The 22227-nt window shown below is 51.5% G+C and carries 24 protein-coding genes; 15 read left to right on the top strand and 9 right to left on the bottom strand.

All coding sequences use genetic code 11. From position 1 onward, the window contains the following. Positions 1 to 62: 62 nt before the first annotated feature. Positions 63 to 446 (bottom strand): DUF2628 domain-containing protein, encoded by a 384-nt coding sequence (locus KHS78_RS09035; protein WP_211827487.1) that lies wholly within the window; start codon positions 444 to 446, stop codon positions 63 to 65. Between the two features lie 158 nt (positions 447 to 604). Here KHS78_RS09035 and KHS78_RS09030 point away from each other — a divergent pair, with 158 nt between their 5' ends. Continuing rightward, positions 605 to 895 carry a GIY-YIG nuclease family protein gene (locus tag KHS78_RS09030; protein WP_211827485.1) on the top strand — a complete coding sequence of 97 codons (291 nt, stop codon included), beginning with the start codon at positions 605 to 607 and terminating at the stop codon, positions 893 to 895. Between the two features lie 206 nt (positions 896 to 1101). After that, positions 1102 to 1932, top strand: a complete 831-nt coding sequence (locus KHS78_RS09025) for a S1 family peptidase (protein ID WP_343216895.1) — start codon at positions 1102 to 1104, stop codon at positions 1930 to 1932. A 17-nt stretch (positions 1933 to 1949) separates the two neighbouring features. Here the strand turns inward: KHS78_RS09025 and KHS78_RS09020 are convergent, their stop codons facing one another. The 4 genes from KHS78_RS09020 to KHS78_RS09005 form a co-directional block, all read right to left on the bottom strand. Then, the gene (locus tag KHS78_RS09020; protein WP_211827481.1) at positions 1950 to 3080 is read right to left on the bottom strand and encodes an ankyrin repeat domain-containing protein; all 1131 of its coding nucleotides are present in this window, start codon (positions 3078 to 3080) and stop codon (positions 1950 to 1952) included. A 153-nt stretch (positions 3081 to 3233) separates the two neighbouring features. After that, positions 3234 to 4508, bottom strand: a complete 1275-nt coding sequence (yjeH, locus tag KHS78_RS09015) for an L-methionine/branched-chain amino acid transporter (RefSeq protein WP_211827479.1) — start codon at positions 4506 to 4508, stop codon at positions 3234 to 3236. A 107-nt stretch (positions 4509 to 4615) separates the two neighbouring features. After that, positions 4616 to 5521 (bottom strand): patatin-like phospholipase family protein, encoded by a 906-nt coding sequence (locus KHS78_RS09010; RefSeq protein ID WP_211827477.1) that lies wholly within the window; start codon positions 5519 to 5521, stop codon positions 4616 to 4618. A 544-nt stretch (positions 5522 to 6065) separates the two neighbouring features. Continuing rightward, positions 6066 to 6893 (bottom strand): S1 family peptidase, encoded by an 828-nt coding sequence (locus KHS78_RS09005; protein WP_211827475.1) that lies wholly within the window; start codon positions 6891 to 6893, stop codon positions 6066 to 6068. A 220-nt stretch (positions 6894 to 7113) separates the two neighbouring features. Between KHS78_RS09005 and KHS78_RS09000 the strand changes: the two genes are divergently transcribed. From KHS78_RS09000 to arsB, 11 genes are all read left to right on the top strand, one after another. Then, the gene (locus KHS78_RS09000) at positions 7114 to 7644 is read left to right on the top strand and encodes a chorismate--pyruvate lyase family protein (RefSeq protein ID WP_211827472.1); all 531 of its coding nucleotides are present in this window, start codon (positions 7114 to 7116) and stop codon (positions 7642 to 7644) included. Positions 7645 to 7710: 66 nt separating this feature from the next. Further along, a complete protein-coding gene (ubiA, locus tag KHS78_RS08995) occupies positions 7711 to 8592 on the top strand; it encodes a 4-hydroxybenzoate octaprenyltransferase (RefSeq protein ID WP_211827470.1) in 882 nt (293 codons plus the stop codon). A 127-nt stretch (positions 8593 to 8719) separates the two neighbouring features. Then, entirely contained in the window at positions 8720 to 9406 is a 687-nt protein-coding gene (gene phoB, locus KHS78_RS08990) for a phosphate regulon transcriptional regulator PhoB (protein WP_211827468.1), read from the top strand. Positions 9407 to 9487: 81 nt separating this feature from the next. Then, complete coding sequence (gene phoR / locus KHS78_RS08985) at positions 9488 to 10801, top strand: phosphate regulon sensor histidine kinase PhoR (RefSeq protein WP_211827466.1); 1314 nt, start codon at positions 9488 to 9490, stop codon at positions 10799 to 10801. Positions 10802 to 10987: 186 nt separating this feature from the next. Continuing rightward, a complete protein-coding gene (locus tag KHS78_RS08980) occupies positions 10988 to 11563 on the top strand; it encodes a YbhB/YbcL family Raf kinase inhibitor-like protein (RefSeq protein ID WP_211827464.1) in 576 nt (191 codons plus the stop codon). A 21-nt stretch (positions 11564 to 11584) separates the two neighbouring features. Further along, entirely contained in the window at positions 11585 to 11794 is a 210-nt protein-coding gene (locus KHS78_RS08975; protein ID WP_211827462.1) for a rubredoxin, read from the top strand. Positions 11795 to 11952: 158 nt separating this feature from the next. Beyond that, positions 11953 to 12339, top strand: a complete 387-nt coding sequence (locus tag KHS78_RS08970; protein ID WP_281417030.1) for an HU family DNA-binding protein — start codon at positions 11953 to 11955, stop codon at positions 12337 to 12339. 155 nt (positions 12340 to 12494) lie between these two features. Then, positions 12495 to 12899, top strand: coding sequence for an SCP2 sterol-binding domain-containing protein (locus tag KHS78_RS08965; RefSeq protein WP_211827458.1), 405 nt, complete (start codon positions 12495 to 12497; stop codon positions 12897 to 12899). 92 nt (positions 12900 to 12991) lie between these two features. After that, positions 12992 to 13306 carry an ArsR/SmtB family transcription factor gene (locus KHS78_RS08960; protein ID WP_211827456.1) on the top strand — a complete coding sequence of 105 codons (315 nt, stop codon included), beginning with the start codon at positions 12992 to 12994 and terminating at the stop codon, positions 13304 to 13306. A gap of 95 nt (positions 13307 to 13401) precedes the next feature. After that, positions 13402 to 13878 carry an arsenate reductase ArsC gene (locus tag KHS78_RS08955; RefSeq protein ID WP_211827455.1) on the top strand — a complete coding sequence of 159 codons (477 nt, stop codon included), beginning with the start codon at positions 13402 to 13404 and terminating at the stop codon, positions 13876 to 13878. Between the two features lie 10 nt (positions 13879 to 13888). Continuing rightward, a complete protein-coding gene (gene arsB, locus KHS78_RS08950; protein ID WP_211827453.1) occupies positions 13889 to 14905 on the top strand; it encodes an ACR3 family arsenite efflux transporter in 1017 nt (338 codons plus the stop codon). Positions 14906 to 14971: 66 nt separating this feature from the next. On the opposite strand, the gene KHS78_RS08945 is transcribed toward arsB, so the two are convergent. The 3 genes from KHS78_RS08945 to KHS78_RS08935 all read right to left on the bottom strand — a co-directional run bounded on the left by KHS78_RS08945 (position 14972) and on the right by KHS78_RS08935 (position 19549). Beyond that, positions 14972 to 16450, bottom strand: coding sequence for a calpain family cysteine peptidase (locus tag KHS78_RS08945; protein ID WP_211827452.1), 1479 nt, complete (start codon positions 16448 to 16450; stop codon positions 14972 to 14974). Between the two features lie 70 nt (positions 16451 to 16520). Further along, entirely contained in the window at positions 16521 to 18599 is a 2079-nt protein-coding gene (gene recG, locus KHS78_RS08940) for an ATP-dependent DNA helicase RecG (RefSeq protein ID WP_211827450.1), read from the bottom strand. Positions 18600 to 18607: 8 nt separating this feature from the next. Further along, entirely contained in the window at positions 18608 to 19549 is a 942-nt protein-coding gene (locus KHS78_RS08935) for a hydrogen peroxide-inducible genes activator (RefSeq protein WP_211827448.1), read from the bottom strand. Positions 19550 to 19660: 111 nt separating this feature from the next. Between KHS78_RS08935 and KHS78_RS08930 the strand changes: the two genes are divergently transcribed. Beyond that, the gene (locus KHS78_RS08930) at positions 19661 to 20518 is read left to right on the top strand and encodes an NAD-dependent epimerase/dehydratase family protein (RefSeq protein WP_211827446.1); all 858 of its coding nucleotides are present in this window, start codon (positions 19661 to 19663) and stop codon (positions 20516 to 20518) included. On the opposite strand, the gene KHS78_RS08925 is transcribed toward KHS78_RS08930, so the two are convergent. Next, positions 20511 to 20897, bottom strand: coding sequence for a RidA family protein (locus KHS78_RS08925; RefSeq protein ID WP_211827444.1), 387 nt, complete (start codon positions 20895 to 20897; stop codon positions 20511 to 20513). The genes KHS78_RS08930 and KHS78_RS08925 overlap by 8 nt on opposite strands. A gap of 210 nt (positions 20898 to 21107) precedes the next feature. On the opposite strand from KHS78_RS08925, the gene KHS78_RS08920 reads away from it, so the two are divergent. Next, a complete protein-coding gene (locus tag KHS78_RS08920; protein WP_211827437.1) occupies positions 21108 to 22109 on the top strand; it encodes a type II secretion system protein in 1002 nt (333 codons plus the stop codon). Positions 22110 to 22227 lie beyond the last annotated feature (118 nt).

The following is a 22227-nucleotide window of genomic DNA, read 5'->3' as shown; positions in this document are numbered from 1 at the left end:
TTTTTCATGGCGACGCTTATACAGAACACGTCGCGCTTTGGACGTGTTGTTATTGTTTGAAACTACACAATCATTTGCCCATGATAATCCTGATCACAACGCATAATCGCCTCACGGGCGGATGGTGCGTCCAGTTCGCTGACCAGGCTGTAGCCTTTTCGTTGCAGCGTTTTTTCCCGCCAGTGATTACCTTTGAAAGCCGGTAATAACCACACGGTAAGAGAACCCGCCAGAATCAGGAGGGCCATCGGTAGGCTCCCAGAGTGCTGAACCTGGAGATCCAGCATGTGCAGGATCAGCTGTATGGCGAACAGTATTGCGGCCACATTCCAGAGTCGTTTGAACAGGGTCCAGAAGACACCAAAGAACAGCGCCGGCCAGGAGAACCCCTGTTTAACCGCTTCGTGGCCATGGGCGGGGTGGTAGTAAACACGGAATCTCTTCATGGTTTTCTCCAGGTTCCGGTAGTCACTGTTAGCCTGACGATGATACAGTTCTCACACCGACGCATGGCCGGAGGTGTGGCTCAAGCATATCAGTCGCAGGTTCCGGGTCATGTTGGTAATTGACGCAATCGTTTGTGGTGAGAAGGGACTGCACCTCCATGGCTGAATGGCATCTCTATATGATTCGCTGTGCAAAAGGCACACTTTATACAGGGATAACAACAGACGTAGCGCGCCGTTTTCGTGAGCATTCGGCGGGTAAAGGTGCCCGTTATCTTCGAGGCCGTGGGCCGCTTGAGCTGGTGTATCAGTATCCAGTGCAGGGTCGACACGAGGCACTGAAGCTTGAAATAAGGGTCAAGAAGTTATCACGTCAGCGGAAAGAAGCGTTGATTATGAGTCAGTATTCAATGGATGAAATACTGAATTCGACCATAACTATGGAATGAAACGAAATATTGCATTTGAAAAAAATAAAATAGAGTATTTGCAGGTTTCAACGACAGTAGTTGTTATTTGTTTTTTCTGATGTGTAACTGAGTGTTTCCGTTTCTTGGGGAAATGGTTTTCATTAGCTCATTAATTGCTCTGATTTGTCTATAAGAGGTTGCTTTGTTGTTAATCTGATTTATCTTTCTTGTTACGTCATTTCCTGATGCTTTTTCTACGGTTGAGTATGAGATATATGCAGTCCTTTGGCGTTTCAGTGTGTTTTTCTGTGTTTTTATTATTGGTGTTTTCAAAGTTTTCCATTGCCAGTTTTCCAAAAGATACATCATATTTAAGGATTATCGGTGGGCGGGATGTTGCTCATGGCAAACAGCCTTGGCAGGTGTCTTTTCAGGATGGCAGAGAGCACTTCTGTGGTGGTTCCCTCATTGCTCCCCAGTGGATTCTGACTGCTGCACATTGTCTCGATAATTATACCCAGGAATCTCTGGGAGAGATCGATATTCGGGTGAATACGGTAAAAATTTATGGTAAGGGCAATGGGAAGTCTGCTCGCGCCATGAGTGTGCATTTCCCTGATGATGATAAAGCGGATATCGCATTGGTCAGACTGGAAAAGCCCGTTTTAAATGTACCGTACCTGGCGCTTGCAGACGATGCGGCGATGGAAGAATCGGGATACCCCGGTGTTTTAGCGACTGTTTCTGGCTGGGGTATGACAAGAGAGGGGGATTACAACATGCCGGATACGCTGAAAACCATTGAAGTACCACTGGTGCCCCAAGCTTACTGCAAGCTCTCATATGATAATGATATTGCCGATTATGAATTTTGTGCGGGTTATGTAGACGGGGGGAGGGATGCTTGTCAGGGGGATAGTGGTGCACCGCTGATAGTGAAACATGAGGATAATTTTGTGCAGGCCGGGATTGTTTCCTGGGGTTCAGGTTGTGCCAGACCTTTTATGTTTGGTGTCTATACCCGGGTAGCCTCATTTACAGACTGGATTGGGCGTGTGATTGCGGGTGAGAATTAGTTGTACCCTCATAGGCATCACATGATTTCTTCTTGAGCGCTGGCAGGCGAACAGTTGTTCGCGTTATACGTTACTGACGCCTCAGTGCTGTGTATTGACCCGCCGACGCCGAGCATTGAGGCCGAGGGGCCAATAGAGGGGGGGGCGGGAACGTCCCTGTCGGAAGTCAAAACATGTTCTTCGTGACGTGGTATAGACCATTCACTGATGTTTGTATTCAGTCTGGCAATTGGATCCAGCATATTGATAGTAGGCATGTTTGCTTGGTTTTTTGGATCGCGTTGATAGTCTAGCAATGATTCCCTGATGGATGGGGAGTGCGTGGCTAATGTTAATGCAGTCTCATTTTTCGGATTCACCTGCTGAAACAGCGTGAGTGTAAATGCAGGGCTCGCGAGAATCAGATTAACGATATCCATTTGGCCGAGTGTAACGGCAAGCATTAATGCCGTAAATCCATCCTGATTGAAGTCTTGAAATAATTGCGCTCCGTAGTTCGCCTTTTCAAGTATTTGTATAATAATGGCGATGTCTCCTCGCTTTATTGCAAGCATTAATGGCGTATCGTTATTGTCATCAGGAATTTCCAGTTGTGCTAGGAAGTTGGTAGCGAGTAATGTTCCTATGCTTTCTTCACAACCATGGCGAAAGTTTTTTAGTGCCAATGTCAGAGCAGTATCATTCTGTATATTGCTCTGTATTAATGCACTGTAGTTTAGTGTTTCCGTCCATTTTCTTGAGATTAGAGTATTTATTAAAGTCATAGCGGCCGAATGATTTCCGCACTCTATAAACTCCATAATTAAATTATTGTTTCTATGATTAGTCAGTAAGTTTAAATCTTTATTCTTGGATAAGAGATCACTGATTTTTGCGGCGATCGCTTCTGTGTTATGACCGCATTCATCTATTTCCTGAAAACAGGCAGAAAAGTTGCTTGCCCCATCAGGTATCATTTGCGGAGTTTCAGTGGACGAGGGAGAGTTGAGAAAGCAGCTGCAACAAAGGGTTGTGAACCGATGAAATAGGCTGATATTGGCAGGTCTATCCTCACAGGCATTGGCATTGGCATTGGCATTGGCATTGGTAGTGCTACTGAGCTCATATTCATCGCCCCTTTCCGGCAAATTTACAGGTGGATTGTCCAAGGGGTGAGAGCCTGTCGTAAATCTGTTTGTACAACAATGCATTAAGATACTCTCTGTCAAACGGCGGTTAATGATGAGTGCGTTTGACAAAAAAACGATTGCAAGGTTTTCTTACTCCCGAACAGGTCGGTTATTGTTATGGCTGATCTTTGATCAGGGTTTTCCAGTGATTTTTCTCTTGAACCGACTTTCTCTGTGGACAATATGGTGAAAGAAAACCAGCAGCCAGTAGGCGCATGAAATAGCCAATACATACCAGCAGTCAGTGCCCAGCATACTGAGCAGAATCAGACTCAGGATCACTGAGAAACCTGCCAGCCAGCGTGCAAACCCTCGGAACACCTTCCAGCCAGCCGCCATGCTGAGCACATAGACCATGATGAAATTGCCGTTGGTGAATCGGATCAGGTCATCAAGAGGAAGCGCGAAAACGGCTGCAGCCACCGTGCTGATCACACTGACGCTGATAACGGTGATCAGGGCATTGGCGGGCACGTCCCTTCCGGATGTCCGGTGCAGCAGGGCGGGTAGTCGTTCTTGCCGAGCCTGGGCCCAGACCAGTCGGGCAAAGCCCTGCTGGTAGATATTGATCGAGGCGAAAGAGGCCAGGTAACCCGCCACGCCGGCAATATAACGAGCATTGTCACCAAATAGCTGGTAGAGGATGGTGGGCATGGAGGTCACTTCCTGCTCAGGCGAACCATAAGCGCCGAACTTCAGAACTGCAGCGGAATAGGCCCAGTAGACAATGCCGGACAACACAAAGCCGATGACCATGGCCCGGGGGAAATCCCGTTCCGGGCATTTGAATTCTTCACCCATGTGGGCAAAGGCTTCGAGCCCGATAAAACACCAGAAGATGACACCTATGGCCTCGCCGACGGCCATCAGTTCAAAGTCACCGGGAACACTGTCCTTTACTGTCAGTTCGCCGAAGTACCAGATTGCCACCACCAGTGCCGCAATAATCAGGGCGATGGCAATTTGTACATTGCCGGAGATTCTGGCGCCCAGCAGCCCAAGGAAAAGAATCAGCATCAGGGTAAGTAGTTGTATTAACAGCTCGCCCATGGGCGTCAGGTCAAACATGGCGTACCAGAAGCCGGAAGCAATATGCAGCCCTGCAGGAATAGCAACCGGAATGACGCTGAGAAACAAGACCGCAGTCAGTTTATCCCAGGTCGGACCATAAGCTCTGCCCACAAAATAGGCTGCTCCACCGGCGTTCGGAAACTGCTGCCCAAGGCGGGCAAACGTGAGTGCAACAGGAATGATCAGCAGAATCAGAATTGGCCAGGCCCACAGAGAGGTTTCGCCGGAGAGTGTGGCCGCTACAGACGGTACAACAAAAATACCCATACCCAATAACGAGGTCGACATCAGACCGATGCCCTGTAGCAGGCCAATCTCTTTGCGGAGCTCATTCATGTCAGCAGGCGCTTTTGGCAATCACGTAGAGCAAGGGTAGCCATGATTTACCGAGGCGTATGGCTAAATGTTAGCCGTGAGCAAAGTCCTGGATGGGCTGGATACGATCAGGCGGCCAGACAGTGCTGGCAAATGCCCTGCTGATACAGAAAGTGCATACCGGCTTCACAACCCGCATGATAATCCTGAGCCAGTGTTGTCTGGTTACGGCTCAGCATAGGGGTTGCCAATTCAGTGGTTGGTGCGATTTCGATCACTTCAATACCCTGCGGCGGATGCTCAATAAATTCACAGGCCAGGTTATAGCGTTGCTCCAGCTTCATGATCATGTCTGCGACGGCGGGTTGGTGTCGCAACAACAGCAGTGCCATATGATCACGCCAGCTGCGGTGCTCTCGATAAGTGTGACTGTGGGTGCGAATGACAATGATACGGCGAGCGCCCCGTAACCAGGCTTCACGAACGGGGATCGGGTCCGCAACACCGCCATCGACATAGGGTTGCCCGTGAAGCATGACCGGTGTCCGGTATAGCCCCGGAATGGCGCAAGATGCCTTCAGCAGTTGCTGCCAGCTGGAGGGAACCGCGTGATGGTAGGTCGCTTCACCTGCTCTGGCATGGCTGGCGCCAATCAGAAATTCCCGATTGCCGAGCTGGCGGGCGGCAGTGTCGATCCGTAAGGGGTTCTCCCGGTCAGTGGCTTCCCAGAGCCAGTCCAGGTCAATGGCATGACCGCCCCGGAGAAAACGACTCCAGTTGTAAAACTCCGGACGCGTCGTGAAATCAGCAATCGTGTGGTAGCCGTGACGGTATTGCCCGGCAATATAGGACGAGAGGTTCAGTGCACCGGCTGAGCAGCCAATATACAGGTTAAACGGATTGTAGTTATTCACCAGGAATGCATCCAGTACACCTGCCGTAAAAACACCACGCATACCGCCGCCCTCGGCGACCAGTGCGGTTTTTCCCGCCATGCTGAAACGTGAATGTGTAATGGTTTGTGGTGGCATCATGCAATCCTCCGCAAAAACGAGCCAGATCCAGAATCCCAGTTGCCTCCAGTCGTAGTCGGGAGATCAGCGTTGATTTCTGAGTAGGGGTATTTTTAATAAGTTTTTACCGGAGAGACAAAGCAATAATCTCAATCATGGTCATAAATAACAGTTATCAGAAAAATGGCTGTTGAGCGGAGGCGATAAGCGATCAGGCGGAGAGCTCTGCTATGGAAGGTTGCTTTGGAGAACAGGGTGATAGGGCTTATTGAATATAAACCTTTCATTATCCGGATATTGGCAAGCCAGTGCTTTGAGGTGTGTCAGTTATGTGTATTCGGAAAATACGTAAAATAAGCTCAAGCCTGTGAGGGGGAAGCCAGAAGGGGAGACTCTCTGATGCTTGAAAGACATCAGATCCTGAGTGAGCCCACTTAGCGAATAACAAGCAGGCGCTAACAGAAATAACAACAATAAGTGAGCCTGGAACCTCGCCCTGTGCGGGGTATTTCTTTGTCTGTCAGGTAGCCAGGGCTCTCGTTGTATCCAGTGATATCGTTTCGCTTTAATCGCTGTTCGTGCGGATGGTGCTCCGTAGCCAGTCAGAGAACGACGCCACCCTGGAATAGACACCGTACTTGTAAGGCTGTCCACACCCACTGCCCCAGGAAACGATACCTGCCTGAACCGCGCGACCGCGATGTTTGATGATCAACGGACCGCCGCTGTCGCCATAGCAGGCATCCTTGCCGCCATCGATATAGCCCGCACAGATTTCGTTCTCGGAAAGATCACCATTCTCACTGTTAAACATGGCGCAAAAGTACCAGGGGGCAATGGGCACGTTCACTGTATGCATCACATTGGGTAGGCCCGCGCTTTCCTCATCCGTGACGCCCCAGCCGGAAACGGTGGCCATTGCGCCATCGTAGCCGGATTCCCGCATGGTGCGTTCGTCAGCGGGCGGCAGGTAAGGAATATCCGTGATGGGTTCTTTCAATTTGATCAGGGCGATGTCCCCTTCACCTTCCCACCAGGTTGGCACAAAGATGGCGACAGCTTCTGCATAAACGCCCTGTGAGGTATCAGATAAATCCGTGACGCCAACCCGTATGTCCAGGCTTTCCAGGGTAGCCGGGTCGTTATCATAATCTTCCATGCAGTGGGCTGCTGTCATTACCCACTGGGGCGCGACCAGGGAACCACCACAGAAGTGCTGTCCCATGTCCTGCAGAGAGACTTGCCAGGGCTGGCTGTCATCGGCAACCGGCTGTCCTCCTATGACCTGAAGTGCCTGAGCATCATCGATGCTTTGGGCGGCAACAAACGAGGAAATTAGCAGGCTAAGTGACAGCAGGATTGATAATGAATAGCGGTGAAATAGTGTGTCCATTGAGGTTTTAATCTCCATCCTGGGAAATATCTGGCTGGCGTCCCAAAGGGACTGATTACAGCCGTCTGTCTTAGTAAGACCACAAAATGTGTACGTGGTTCCCTCGGATTTGACTGGCAGGGTGTACCGTTTTTATTCAATGTATTCTGGCTCGTTTCTGGGTTGCATCAGGCCGGGTGATAGCGCATGCTCCGCGCTAACTCTAGGAACGATAAATACCATGTCTTCATGTTGTCTCTCAGGTCAGGACTGGCGACCGGCGCAGGCACTGACCACGCCGGAGGAATGGCGTCCCTGGCTGCTGCACAGGGGGTCGTTGACCCTGAAGCTTCAACAGGATTTTCCCGGTACTTTCCGGGTTGAGGTGCTGCGGCATGACTGGGGGATTCCAAAGCTGGACGAGCGTCAGGTCCTGGAGCTCCATGACCGTACCCGTGCCAGTATTCGGGAAGTACTGTTGATCTGTAACGACCAGCCCAAGGTATTTGCCCGTAGTATTCTGCCTGTGACGTCACTGCAGGGACGTAACCGGTGTCTGCTCCAGTTGAAAGACCGGCCGTTGGGTGAGGTCTTGTTTGCCGACCCTAATCTCAAGCGTGGTGAGATCGAAGTTTCCGCATTGGCTGCCCGGACGTTTAATAGCTGTCTGCCCTTCGATTATGCTGATCAGGTGGCCTGGGGACGGCGCTCGGTCTTTTACCTGTCGAACCAACCCCTGCTGGTCAGCGAGTTTTTCCTGCCGGATTCCTAAACGGTTGCAGCCCGCCGTGAGGGCTTTTAGACTGCGGCGGAAATAATGTACAAATTCAGGGGACCCATGAAGGCGACGCTTACCCGCTATTTTCCTCGCCTCGAAGACTTTATCCGTCTCATGCGCCTGGACAAGCCCATAGGCACGTTACTGTTGCTGTGGCCGACGCTCTGGTCGCTCTGGCTATCGGCAGAAGGTGTGCCGAATCTCGGTGTGCTGGCGATTTTTGTTATGGGCGTTGTGCTTATGCGCAGTGCCGGTTGTGTCATCAATGATTATGCCGATCGTCGGTTTGATGGTCATGTGAAGCGCACCTGCATGCGACCGATCGTCACCGGGAAAATCGCCGAGAAAGAGGTGCTGGCCCTGTTTGCCGGGCTGGTGCTGGTCTCCTTTATCCTAGTGCTGTTTACCAATCCGCTGACGATCGGCTTATCGTTTGGCGCATTGGGACTGGCAGTGATCTATCCCTTCATGAAGCGGCATACACACCTTCCCCAGGTGGTGTTGGGTGCGGCCTTTGGCTGGTCGATCCCGATGGCGTGGGCGGCCCAGACCGATGAGCTGACGGCGATTACCTGGTTGCTGTTTACGGCCAATTTACTCTGGACGGTGGCCTACGATACCCAGTATGCCATGGTGGATCGAGATGATGATCTGCGCATCGGCATTAAATCAACGGCCATTCTTTTCGGTGAGCTGGATACGCTGATTAATGCTGTACTGCAGACACTGGCATTAGTGGGGCTACTCTTTGTCGGAGCGAAGCTGTCACTGGGTTGGTTCTACTACCTGGGTCTGATGGGTGCCGCCGGGTTGTTTTTGTATCAGTACCGGCTGACGTGCACCCGTGATCGGGACGGCTGCTTCAAGGCATTTCTGAGCAATCACTGGGTGGGTATGACAATCTTTGCCGGTATTTTCGGTAACTACCTGATCAGTGGGTAGAAATGCACCGTTTAGTCTGATGACTACGTTTTCAGCTGGCTGTCATTTGTCTGTAACATTCAGCCGGTGTAATCCCTACTAAATATCTGGCGATTCAGAGCCAGCGACAGGGAGACGGGACAGGGTAATGACAGGCAACAATATTCTGATCGTGGACGACGAAGCACCTATTCGCGAAATGATCATGGTGGCGCTGGAGATGGCTGGTTACCATTGTCTGGAAGCGGAAAACTGCACCGATGCTCATGGCATTATTGTTGACCAGCGGCCTGACCTCATCCTGCTCGACTGGATGCTGCCCGGTGGCAGTGGTATCGAATTTGCCCGCCGCCTGAAACGGGATGAGCTGACCGCCGATATCCCCGTTATCATGCTGACCGCCAAGTGTGAGGAAGACAACAAGATCCAGGGGTTAGAGACGGCAGATGATTACATCACCAAGCCTTTCTCTCCCCGTGAACTGGTGGCGCGCCTGAAAGCGGTTCTTCGCCGCGCCGGTACCGCTGACCAGAATGAGCCGATCGTGGTGGAAGGGGTGACGATGGATCCTGTCAGTCACCGGGTGACCATTGACGGCAATCCCTCAGAGATGGGTCCGACCGAATACCGTCTGCTCCAGTTCTTCATGACCCACCAGGAACGCGCCTATACCCGGGGCCAGTTGCTTGATCATGTCTGGGGCGGTAATGTCTACGTGGAAGAACGCACGGTTGACGTTCACATCCGCCGGCTGCGTAAGGCGCTGGGCAATGAGTATGAGCGTCTGGTGCAGACTGTCAGGGGAACCGGGTACCGTTTTTCTACACGGGCCTGATCGTCTGAGTCATAAGCCGAATGCCTGCATCCCGACAGGGGATAATCGGCAGGGATTGTTATCGTAAAGGGTTGATCCAACGTGAATCGTAACTGGCAGTCTGCTGTTGTCCGGCGGCTGGTGCTATTGCTGGGTGCCTGCCTGTTGCTGGGCCTGGTCACTGACCAGGTTACCCTGTGTTTGTTGCTGGGAATATCCGGCTACTTGGTCTGGACCCTGATCCAGATGTTTCGCCTTGGTCACTGGCTTGAAGCCAGTGAGTTTTCCGAGCAGGAGCCTCCTGGCAGTCACGGCCTCTGGGGCGCAATCTTCGATAACATTTATCGCCTTCAGCGTCGGCAGCAGAAATCCCGGCGACGGTTGCAGGCGGTGATTGACCGCGTGCAGGCATCCACCGGTGCGCTCAGTGACGCAATTGTCATGGTCAACAGCCATGGCTGCATTGAGTGGTGGAACCCGGCTACGGAACAGTTACTGGGTTTTCGTTCCCCTGACGACCAAGGGCAACATATTACCAACCTGATTCGTGATCCTCGGTTTATCCGCTATTTCGAGCAGAAATCCTACGGCGAACCGCTGGAGCTACCTTCGCCGGTGATTGAAAACATCCGTCTGCAATACTCCATTACGCTTTACGGGACGAACAACCGACTGGTGGTTGTGCGTAATATCACCCGGTTGCATCAGCTTGAGGTGATGCGGAAAGATTTCGTTGCCAACGTATCCCATGAGTTGCGTACACCGCTGACGGTGATCACGGGTTACCTGGAAACCATGCAGGATGGTCTGGCGTTAATGCCGGACAAAGCGCCCCCGGTCTGGAAGCGCGCGCTGACGCAGATGCTGACCCAGGCTGAGCGGATGCAGAATATCATCAGTGATCTGCTGACCCTTTCACGGCTTGAAACCTCTGACAACCAGGTTGATCAGGGCGCTGTGAATGTTCATGAACTGCTGGGTACCGTTGTGAATGACGCCATGGCATACAGTGACGGCAAACACCGTGTAAAGCTTGAGTGTCCTGACAGTGCCTGTTTGACCGGAAACCGGGATGAGTTACGCAGCGCCTTTTCTAACCTGGTCTACAACGCCGTGAAATATACCCCTGAAGGGGGAGATATCAAGGTTCGCTGGCTGGAGAACAGTTATGGCGCCACGCTTCAGGTGAAGGATAACGGCATCGGCATCGACCCGCAGCACCTGCCCAGGTTGACGGAGCGTTTTTATCGGGTGGACAAGGGGCGTCATTCACAAACCGGTGGAACGGGGCTGGGGCTGGCCATCGTCAAGCATGTCTTACTGCGTCACAATGCCGTGCTGGATGTCAGCAGTAAACCAGGTAAGGGCAGCACGTTCTCCTGTCGTTTTCCTGCCGTGAGACGGGAGTGTTGCTGAGGACAGTTATTTAGCGTTGACCTTTTCTTAACCGGCCGACTTGCCATATGGCGATTATGTGCCATCTTCTTTTGGCAAATGTCGTTTATCTTGGCAGTACTTCGTTGCCAGCTGTTTCCATTCCTGTAAGGCCTGTCTGGCAACGGGGTCTTTCCCTGTAATACCCCCATCTTGATGAGTATCACCATGAGAACGGAATGTTTAACAGGTCTCCTGTTAGGTGCGGTCGCGCTGTCATTACCGGCCTGTGCATCGACACCCCAGGAAAAAAAATTTCAGCTTAGCAGTCAGGATATTTCGCCGCTACGCATGATGGCCAAGAAGCAGGAATACAACAGCTTTGGCTGTAATGGCAGCAATGTGTCGCCTGCAATAAGCTGGACGGGAGCGCCTCCGGGTACAAAAAGTTTTGCGCTGATGATGTATGACCCGAATGCCCCAACGGGCAGTGGTTTCTGGCAGTGGCAAATGATCAATATTCCCGCCAGCGAGACGGCGTTAAAAGAAGGAGCGGGAGACGTTAACAGAAAGGTCGCGCCTAAAGGCGCCGTACAGATGCGAAACGACTATGGCTTTTACGGCTATGGTGGCCCCTGCCCACCGCAAGGCAGTGTCCATCTGTATGAGTTCGTGTTGCATGCCCTTGATGTGGATAAAGTCAGTGTACCCAAGGATGCGTCTGGTGCGCTTACCGGTTACGTAGTCAATGCCCATACCATCGATACCGCCACGTTGACCGCCCCTTTTGCCCGTGGCCTGTAATACATTGATTCGTGGTTTGTCATGTCACCGGGCTTGCAGACCGGCAGCACGCCACAGGAAGGATGGCGAAAGTGGCAATGCGTTGTCTGTGGATTTATTTACGATGAGGCCGAGGGATGGCCGGAAGACGGTATCGCGCCGGGTACCCGCTGGGAGGATGTACCGGAGGACTGGTTGTGCCCGGATTGCGGTACCGGCAAACAGGATTTTGAGATGAAGCTGATTTTGTAAAGAAAAAATCAAAATCCCATATATCGAGTCACGGGTTTCACTGACAGACTATCTGTTGTGTTTTTTCTGGCAACGCTTCGATAAATTGACAGTTTTTCCAGAGAGTAGAGGGCTTCAGGGTATTGCCCTGCAGTAGCGGACTGTTTTAAGGTTGAGTTCTGCACCACAACACACGGTGTCAGGCAGCTTTCTCTCCGGGTACAGGAATTGGCCCGGTATGGAAAAACCAAAAGAAGAAAAAATACTCCAAGGAGTCGAGAGGGAAGAATATGCGCAAACCAGACCTTGTTGATGCTATCGCTGACCGTACTGAACTCACCAAAGACAAAGCCACTGATGCTCTGAACGTTCTCCTTGATGAAATTACCAAGGCGCTTGAGCGTAAGGAATCAGTAAACCTGATCGGCTTTGGTTCTTTCGAATCCCGTGAGCGTGGTGCTCGCATGGGCAAAAATCCCCAGACCGGTGAACCGATCCAGATCAAGGCCAGCACCACTGTTGGCTTCAAGCCCGGTAAGGCACTCAAGGAAGCGGTAAACGACTGATTCCTGTTATCTGGCCGGCCATAAGCCGGCCAGTATGTCGTCTTGTCACTGACCCTTGATGTTGACCCTCATACCATCCCTGCCACTGTACATATCGTTGCCACCCGCTAGAATGCCTCGGCTGAATCAGGAAACACCCACGGGGGAGTCTTAGAATGAAATTTCGCTTGCTGCTTTGGGCGCTGGGCTTGTTAATGGCACGCGCCAGCCGCACTAACCCGGATTTCCGGAAAAAGCTGGAAGACAAAGACCTGGTATTTCAGATTACCAGTGATGATGGCGTTGCCCGCCATTACGTTGTGAAGGATGAGCGTGTCCGTGCACGCAGGGGGGCTGTGGATTCCCCAGCGTTTGCCATTAACTTTACCTCTGCCGAGAAAGGGCTCAAGGCGCTGACAGCCAAGAATGCCCAGGTCGCTTTCATGCAGGGTATTCAGGACAGGGATATCGTTATCCAGGGTAACCCTGCGCTGGTCATGTGGTTCCAGTCACTGACCAAGTACCTGAAGCCCGGGAAAAAGAAAAAATCGAAAAGCGCCGAACCCAAAAAAGCGGCTTGATGGGTTGTTGTCTGCTGCGGTGAAAACCGATTGACAGACAAACGTGGGTTTTATACCTTCATCGTCGATTGACGATGAAGGGTTTGATAGCCATGACACAACAATGTCTGAGTAGCCTTAACGATATTGCCGTGGATGAAGCACGGGAACAGGCATTGGCCACCTGCGCGAAGGCCTTGGCACATCCTGCCAGGATCCGGCTGCTGCGGATTCTGACAGTCAGTGACAGCTGTCTTGGCAGTGACCTCGTGGAACAGCTGGGGCTGGCTCAGTCAACGGTGTCTGAGCATTTGCGCATCTTGCGGGAAGCCGGTTTTATCCATGCGGAAGTGCAGCATCCGCGGACCTGCTTTTCATTGAACACTGAAGCAGTGGCGCAGTTCCGGACATTGCTTGATTACCTGTAAATCTGATGACCCTGTACCTGGACCGACCATGTTCCGGGTATTTTTTAGCATTCTTTAATCGTTATTCGTCGATTAACGTAAAAAGGGTTCAAGTTATGAAGAATATTCTGGTTTTATGTACAGGCAACTCTTGCCGTAGTGTCATCGGTGAAGCATTAATTAACCATCTCGGTGGGACGCGGTTCACTGGCTACAGTGCGGGCAGCCAACCAGCCGGTCAGGTGAATTCTGGTGCGTTATCGGTTTTACAGCAGCATGACGTAGACACCTCCGGGCTTGGTAGTAAGGGACTTGAGTCATTTACTGAAACGCCCATTGATCTGGTTATCACAGTCTGTGACAACGCAGCGGCAGAGGCCTGCCCGATATTTCCCGGCAAAGCACAGAAAGTGCACTGGGGATTACCCGATCCGGCAGAGGTGACAGGTGACCAGAAAACCGTCAATGCTGCGTTTGAACAGACTTTCCAGCAATTGGAGCAACGGATCAGCGCATTAATCGCATTACCGGACGCCCTGTCTGACAGCGAATGGCTGAGTGCTCTCGCACAGATTCACGAACAGTCCATATAGGAGACATGATATGGGTATTTTTGAGCGTTACCTGAGTGTCTGGGTTGGCCTTGGCATGCTGGCCGGTATTGTGGGTGGGTTAATCTTTCAGGCGCAGTTCGCCTGGTTGGGCGAGCTGGAATACGCCAGCATCAATTTTCCTATCGCTGTGCTGATCTGGCTGATGATCTACCCGATGATGATGCAGGTGGACTTTACCTCGGTGAAAAATGTCCATCGTCGTCCTAAAGGGTTGGTGGTTACCCTGACGGTGAACTGGTTGATCAAACCCTTCACCATGGCGTTATTGGCTGTTCTGTTCATGCGACACATTTTCTCTGCCTGGATTCCGGCAGAACTGGGTGAACAATATATTGCTGGTATGATCCTGCTGGGCGTGGCGCCGTGCACGGCGATGGTGTTTGTCTGGAGTCAAATGACCAAAGGCGATCCGAACTATACCCTGGTACAGGTGGCTGTGAATGATCTGGTGATGATTATCGCTTTTGCACCTATTGCCGCATTCCTTCTGGGCGTGACGGATGTCTTTGTGCCATGGGATACACTGTTGCTGTCCGTTTCACTGTTTGTTGTTATCCCGCTGCTGGCCGGTTGGTTGACGCGTAAGGTTATGCGCTCTGAGTCAGCCCTGCAGACGCTGGGTGCGAAACTGAAACCGCTGTCTATCGTCGGGTTAGTAGGCACAGTAATACTGCTGTTTGGTTTCCAGGCAGAAAAAATCCTCAGCAATCCGCTGGATATTGTGATGATCGCGATTCCGCTGTTGCTGCAGACGTACCTGATTTTTGCCATTGCCTATGTCTGGATGAGAAAGTGGAAACAGCCTCATTGCATTGCAGCACCTGGTGGGATGATTGGCGCATCCAATTTCTTTGAGTTGGCGGTAGCTGTAGCGATCAGTCTGTTTGGTTTGAGTTCAGGGGCTGCTTTGGCAACTGTTGTGGGTGTTCTGGTTGAAGTGCCGGTGATGCTCTCTCTGGTGGCATACGCTAATCGGACACGCTCTCAATTTAGCCAGTATCTGTGACATCAAAATATGGAAAATTAATGAGGTAATAACGTTCTAGATGTATTACCTCATGCATTTTATTGGTCAATAGAGAGTGGCCTTATAAAATCGTTGAGCAAGTGTGTCATAGGGTTCGAACAAGATGGCCCCTTTGCTGAAGTCGGCAGTTACCTGATTGTTGCCATCAATTTTCAAGTCTCGAATTTCTGTTTGTTGTTCACCATAAGGATCATAGATAAATACGCCTGCTCGTCCCGGTTTCCCATCCACCATTTCATGACCTTCACCCAGAACGGCATAGATATGACCTGGCTTAAGGCCTGTCACCGGCATTGTGAGTGCACCGGTGATGCAGAAATCGGTGGCCAGTACGGCAGGTTTTCGATCGTTGATGTGACGGCGCAGACTCTTTATTTGGTCATCGTCCAGCTCTTTTAACGGTTTCAGATATTGATTGTTATTAGTGTCAGGGTGATAGGGCAGGACTTTATAGGTAATGTTGGCATCGCCATGGTCGAATATCGTTTTTTTGTCGCCTTTTAAATCATCCGTATCAGAGTAGGGTGAGGCATCTGCTTGCAGTGATTGTAGGGAAAGAAGTACGCCATCGGGATCGTCAGACATATCGTGTTCACGTGTATTGGGATCTTGATTTGGAGGGCGTGTCTCGATCTGGTTACATTTTGCGATGAGGTAAGCATGTATGGCTTTTTCAATGATTGTTACCCATAAATCATGATGGTTGTTGGAATAGATATTGTGTCCACGTTCACTCACGAGTGGATCACAGGTGACTGTCACGGGAACGGTTTCTTGCGTTTCATGATCTTTTAATAAAACCGTTGCTGTTGTGTAGGTTTCGTTATTGTTTTGATCATTCAGATGAGTATGAGTCTGAATAGAAATAATGGACTGAATATGGTTTTGAGCCATGGGTGAAATGAGCATTGCAGCCAATGGTGCAAGCACATAGCAATTACTGCGTAGTTTTGATTGGCGAATATGGAATCTGCTGATGTCGTCGATAGTCACCGGTGCCATAATACTTTGGCAGTGTTCCGGATCGTGGCCGAGTGACTGCAGTAGTGCATTATCGGTGGCATATATACTCGGTAATGTTCTGCAATCATGGCATTGAAATACACTTTCTGTTGAATTATTCATGCCCGCAGGGGGCTCATCAATCCAGACAAATTCACCATCATCGGTCATTTCTGCTTGTACTTCTTTCTGGTATTGCTTGATTTCCTCGGCAAGGTGCTCAGGCATAACGACTGTTTTTTGAGAACTGGGCATCCAACGGCGAGCGGTCTCTCCTATTCCACTCCATGAAATAGGCTTGTTCAGCGCATTGGGAATATAGCGGTGAGCACAGAACATATCTGCAATCGGCCTGCTATTAGTGGAACACGGGATGTTTTGAGTAAAGGTTTCCATTAACCCATGTTTTTCAGAAACCTGGCGTTTAGAAAGCCATGCAAAATAGCCACTCTCAGCGGGCTTCTTATCTGAAGGTTTTACAATTAACCTGCTACTTTGGTCGTAAGCACTCGTCGCTTCCATGCTGGTTTACCCACGGTCTGCAATAAATCCAAGGTGTTAGTTATTTGGACAATAGATTGCGCGACTAGTTTCATGCTTCAGCGTAACGGTCGCCCTGTGGCAGCCAGCGGCGAATCAGGGGTTCTATGCTTTCCGCGTGTTCAGCCATTAACAGGCTGGCGGCTTGTTTGACGGTGTCGAGGAGCTGTTCATCGCGCTGTAGGTCTGCGACCCGGAAATCAATCATACCGGTCTGGCGGGTGCCGAGTACTTCGCCGGGGCCGCGTAATTCCAGGTCCTTTTCAGCAATAACAAAGCCGTCTGTGGAATCACGCATGACCTGCAGGCGCTCTTTTCCCTGCTGGGATAGCGGACCGTGGTACATCAGGACGCAGTGACTGGCGACTTTCCCTCGTCCGACCCGGCCGCGAAGCTGATGGAGCTGGGCAAGTCCCAGGCGCTCTGGGTTTTCGATAATCATCAAACTGGCATTGGGAACATCTACGCCGACCTCAATGACCGTCGTGGCTATCAGAAGGTGTAGGTGGCCTTCCTTGAATGCTTCCATGACCTCAGCCTTTTCGGCCGCTTTCATACGACCATGGATCAACCCGATGGACAGTTCAGGTAACAGTTCTCGTAGTTGCTCCGCAGTGACTTCAGCCGCCTGGCATTGCAATGCTTCGGATTCTTCAATCAATGTGCAGACCCAGTAGGCCTGGCGACCTTCCAGACAGGCGCTGCGAACCCGCTCAATAATCTGGTCGCGACGGTCATCGCTGATCACAATCGTGTTGACCGGTGTTCGTCCGGGGGGAAGCTCATCAATGACGGAACAGTCCAAGTCTGAATAGACGCTCATGGCCAGCGTACGCGGAATGGGTGTCGCTGTCATGATCAATTGATGTGGCGTGGCGCCATGGCCTTTTTCTTTCAGGGCGAGCCGCTGATGGACACCAAAGCGGTGTTGCTCATCAATAATGGCCAGACCAAGACGGTTAAAGGTGACGTCTTCCTGGAACAGGGCATGGGTGCCAATAATGACAGCCGCTTCACCGGTGCGGATCAACTCCAGCTGCTGTTCGCGTTTTTTGCCTTTGGTTTTACCGGTCAGCCAGGCGACAGTGATACCCAATGGTCGCAGCCATTGGCTGAAATTCGTGTAATGCTGTTCCGCCAGGATTTCGGTAGGCGCCATTAAGGCCGCCTGGAAATCATTCTCGACAGCCTGCAACGCGGCCAATGCAGCGACAACCGTTTTGCCTGAGCCGACATCCCCCTGAACCAGGCGAAGCATGGGGGCAGACTGGCTGAGATCCTGACCGATCTCCTTTGCGACACGTTGCTGCGCACCGGTCGGCTTGAACGGCAACTGTTCAAGGAATTGTGTCGTCAATCGTTGCCGGGCAGGCATGGGATGCCCTTCTTGCCGACGAATACGGAGACGTATTTTCTGCAGGCTGAGGTGATGGGCCAGCAGCTCTTCAAAGGCCAGGCGTTGCTGGGCAGGATGCTGTCCTTCCAGCATGGTCTCTATGTCAGCATCCGGCGGTGGGTTGTGAAGGTAGCGTATGGCTTCAACCAGGGGCCACTGGTGATAGGCGCTGAGCAGGGTGGTGGGAAGCCATTCCTGCAATGCATCTACATGACGCATAAACCCCAGCGCCTGAGTACAGAGTGCACGCAAACGTTGTTGGGTCAGGCCTTCTGTACTGGGGTAGACAGGCGTCAGGGTATCTTCAACGCTTGTCGTTTGATCGTCAGAGACAATGCGGTATTCCGGATGGTACATCTCCAGGCCGCTGGCGCCCCGGCGGGGTTCGCCAAAGCAACGTATGATGGCGCCCCGTTTCATCGTATTACGCTGGGCTCCACTGAAGTGATAAAACCGGAGGCTGATGGAGCCGGTACCATCCTGAACCCGACAGAGCAGGCTGCGTCGACGACCATTGACGATATCGGCGGCCACAACCGTGCCCTGGATAACCGCGTCCATCCCAAACTGCAGGGCGCCTAGCGGTGTGATCCGGGTACGATCCTGGTAGCGCAGAGGCAGATGAAAGAGCAGATCCTGCAGGGTATGAATCCCGATCTTTGCGAGTTTGTCTGCCAGCGCTGCGCCTACGCCTTTCAGACTGGTGACCGGGATTTCATGCAGTTTATCCGCCATGGCCGGGACTACCTTTTAACAGGTTTGCCTTTAATGGGCTGGGTGGAACATAGGCGGATGGCTTGTTCCAGCACGTCGATGGCTTTGGTGCGCGGGAAGCTGGCTCGCCAGGCAAGCGCCACCGTTCTTGATGGTGCAGGCGACTTGAAGGGGCGGGTGGTCAGCAATCCTTCAGCATAGTGTCGGTCATCGGCAGCGGACATCGGCAGGACCGTGATACCCATCCCCGATGCGACCATGTGGCGGATCGTTTCCAGCGAACTGGCTTCGATATCCATATGGCCATTATTGTTCTGGGTATTATCTTTCTTATTGGTCAGCGCAGGACAGGCGGCCAGCACCTGATCACGGAAACAGTGGCCTTCACCCAGCATCAGCACATCCTCTACCTGAAGGCTGAGAGGATCGATGGTTTTTTGCTTTGCCCAAGGATGACTGCCGGGCATCAGTACGGTAAACGGCTCATCGTAAAGGGGTTTGGTCACGACGTCCGGTTCTGTAAACGGCAGGGCAATGATAATGGCATCCAGTTCACCCATGCGCAGTTTCTGTCGTAAGACCGCGGTGAAATTTTCCTCAATATACAGCGGCATTGTTGGCGCCGTTTTTGTCAGTTGAGGAATCAGGTGTGGGAACAGGTAAGGGCCGATCGTGTAAATGGCACCGACACGCAGCGGGCTGGACAATTGATCCTTGCCCATGCTGGCGATTTCCTTGATAGCGCTGGTTTCTTCGAGCACCTTCTGTGCCTGTTCGATGACCTTTTCACCCAGCGGTGTAACGCGAACCGCCGTTTTGCTGCGCTCAAAGATAGCAATGCCCAGTTCATCTTCCAGTTTTTTTACGCCAACACTGAGCGTCGGTTGACTGACAAAGCAGCGCTCGGCGGCTTTGCCAAAATGCCGCTCCTGGGCGAGGGCTACGATGTATCGAAGTTCTGTCAGTGTCATGGTCGCTATTGTACTGTAAAAATAAACAGTATTGCTACGGGGCCGGCTGCAGCCCATTGAAAATTTCTATTACAATGTCCTGCCATGGTAAACGACTTTGGCAACAGTGCAATGGCAGAAAAGATAAGGGTTTTCATCGCGGGTTGTGGTGATGTGGGAAGTCGCCTGGCAGAGCGCCTTCTGGCAACCGGTCAGTTTGACGTCTGGGGGCTTCGTCGTAACCCTGATCTGCTGCCAGCAGGTGTTAAGGGGGTGGCAGGTGATTTGACAGCCGGTGACATTCATCTGGGTGAGTGGCCGGACACGGTGGATTACCTGGTGTATTGCGCCGCGGCAGGCAGCCGTGATGAGTCCGTTTACCGCGCGGTTTATCTGCAGGGTTTACGACATGTTCTGGCTAAAGCCGCTTCGATAAAGGCATTGCCCAAGCGTATTTTCTTTACCTCCAGTACGGCGGTTTATCACCAGAATAAGGGTGAATGGGTCGATGAGACGTCAGACACATCACCGACATCTTTTTCGGGACAGGTCATGCTGGAGGCTGAAGCGCTGCTTCAGCAGGCTGCTGCTCCCGCTACCAGTATTCGTTTTGGCGGGATTTATGGTCCTGGACGAGATTATCTTTTACGGCGCGTAAAAAGCGGACAGGGATATCCCAAGACACCGGTTGTTTATGGCAACCGTATTCATGCGGATGACTGCGCCGGGATGCTGCACTATTTAATTGAAAAGGATCGCCAGGGAGACGATGTGGAAACATTGTACCTGGGCATTGATGATGATCCGGCACCTATGTATGAAGTGACTGACTGGCTGGGGAAGCAACTGGGGATCACAGTGAAACCTGGAGATGATGTCCCTGCCCGTGGCTGCAAGCGTTGTTCCAATGCCCGGATAAAGGAAGCGGGTTATCGCTTCCTTTATCCATCCTTCAGGGACGGTTATCGAGCGCTGTTGGAACTCAGTTGAGTTCCAGAATGGCTTCCACTTCCACGGGAACCCCTTTGGGTAATTCTTTGACGCCGACGGCGGCCCGTGCCGGATAAGGTTGTTCGAAGTACTGTGCCATGACTTCGTTGACCAGCTGGAAGTTGCCAAGGTCTGTCAGATAGATGGTGATCTTGGCGGCATCCTGCAGGTTGCCGCCGGCGGCTTCGGCAACGGCCTGCAGGTTGCGGAATACCTGATGGGTTTGGGTTGTGAAATCCCCTTCAACCACCTCCATGGTTTCCGGCACCAGTGGGATCTGACCGGACAGGTAGACTGTTGTGCCCACCTTGACGGCCTGGGAGTAAGTGCCGATGGCAGCGGGCGCTTTGTCGGTGTGGATAATCTGCTTGTTGCTCATAAGTAGAATCCTGGTTCACTGGTCGCTGTTTCTTGTTCGTAGAAAGACTATACCAAAGTTGGAGGAAGCATGGGGTTGCTCTACTCAAGCCGGCTTGAATCGATTTCTACCGATTCTCAATCGGATGTGTGGTTGAGTGGGCAACTGCTTAACTTAGGGAGTGATAGGAAGAGCTGATTGCGCGTGTTCCACGGAAGAGGCAAGGCGCTAGTGAAACTGAATAAAAATACGGTCCAAGGCTATAGCCTGATTGAGGTCATGTTCGTGGTATTGATTTTGGCCATTATCATTCTCTATGCCTCGTTCACTTATAAGGGATTTTCAGACAAGGCCAAGATCGAAGAGGCGGCCCGTCTTGCTTATGAGATCAGACAGAGCGTTGATGCGCACATCATCTCGAATAGAACCTTTCCTCCGCTGATTAATCGAACATACAGTGACCTGAAGTATGTAGAGCGGGCAGACACACAGCTGGATAGTTCTGACCAATATCGCATTAATGTTTATTTCAAGCGAGAAGCTTTCCCCGAGAGTTCTATACAAAAGATTTTCACGCTTTATGGTCAATTGATTAACCATCAAATGGATTGGCATGAATGCGGTGATGCGTGTGTGAAGCATCCTGTTGATATCCCTCCGGCACAACCAATGCCTCCTGCGCCTGATCCTGTGACGATTGTAGTGGCTCCTCCTGTATCGCCGCCCCCAAATCCCACGGTTATTCCACAGCCCAAACCACCGGTGAATCCGCCGATATTGCCTAATCCACCAGTATTGCCGCCGGTTGCGCCCCCCTCGCTTCCTGAAGAACCATTAGATTGGAAGGTGACCAATATTAATGTGTTAAATGTTGGTAAACGATACGGAAAAATTGTTTTTATTACGCATTTTCGAGATGGCGTCAGTACAAAGGATGAGCGCATACAATACTGGAATGAGGAACGTATTCTGAATCAGTCATCTTCCAAAGGTGTTGAAAATCCAGTAAAAGAAATTATTGTCAAAGCCTATCTGCTAACTGATAAATGTGCGCTTTTTGGCAGTGGCCCGGAGTGTTGGTATGAAGTAGGCGCGCGAACGGTCGAGCCTGCTGGCGCAGACAGAGATAAGTATGTGTGCTTTGACTACGGAGAGGTTGAATCGCCTATTGGTTGGTTGAGTATTATGGGACACGAGAAGACACGTTGTGATGGCAGAAAGTGGCGCTATTAAGTGAGTTCGGGTACTCGCTTGTTCGAAGGCAATAGAGCATGCTGGCGGTTGTCAGGTTGCTTTCAGTCTGTGGAGGGATTGAGGCAAGTCCCTTTGCTATTCAACCGTCACAGTGGGT

This window comes from Kistimonas asteriae, from assembly GCF_018263925.1.
In the GTDB taxonomy this organism is placed as follows: Bacteria; Pseudomonadota; Gammaproteobacteria; order Pseudomonadales; family Endozoicomonadaceae; genus Kistimonas; species Kistimonas asteriae.
This window is presented reverse-complemented; position numbering and strand designations above follow the sequence as displayed.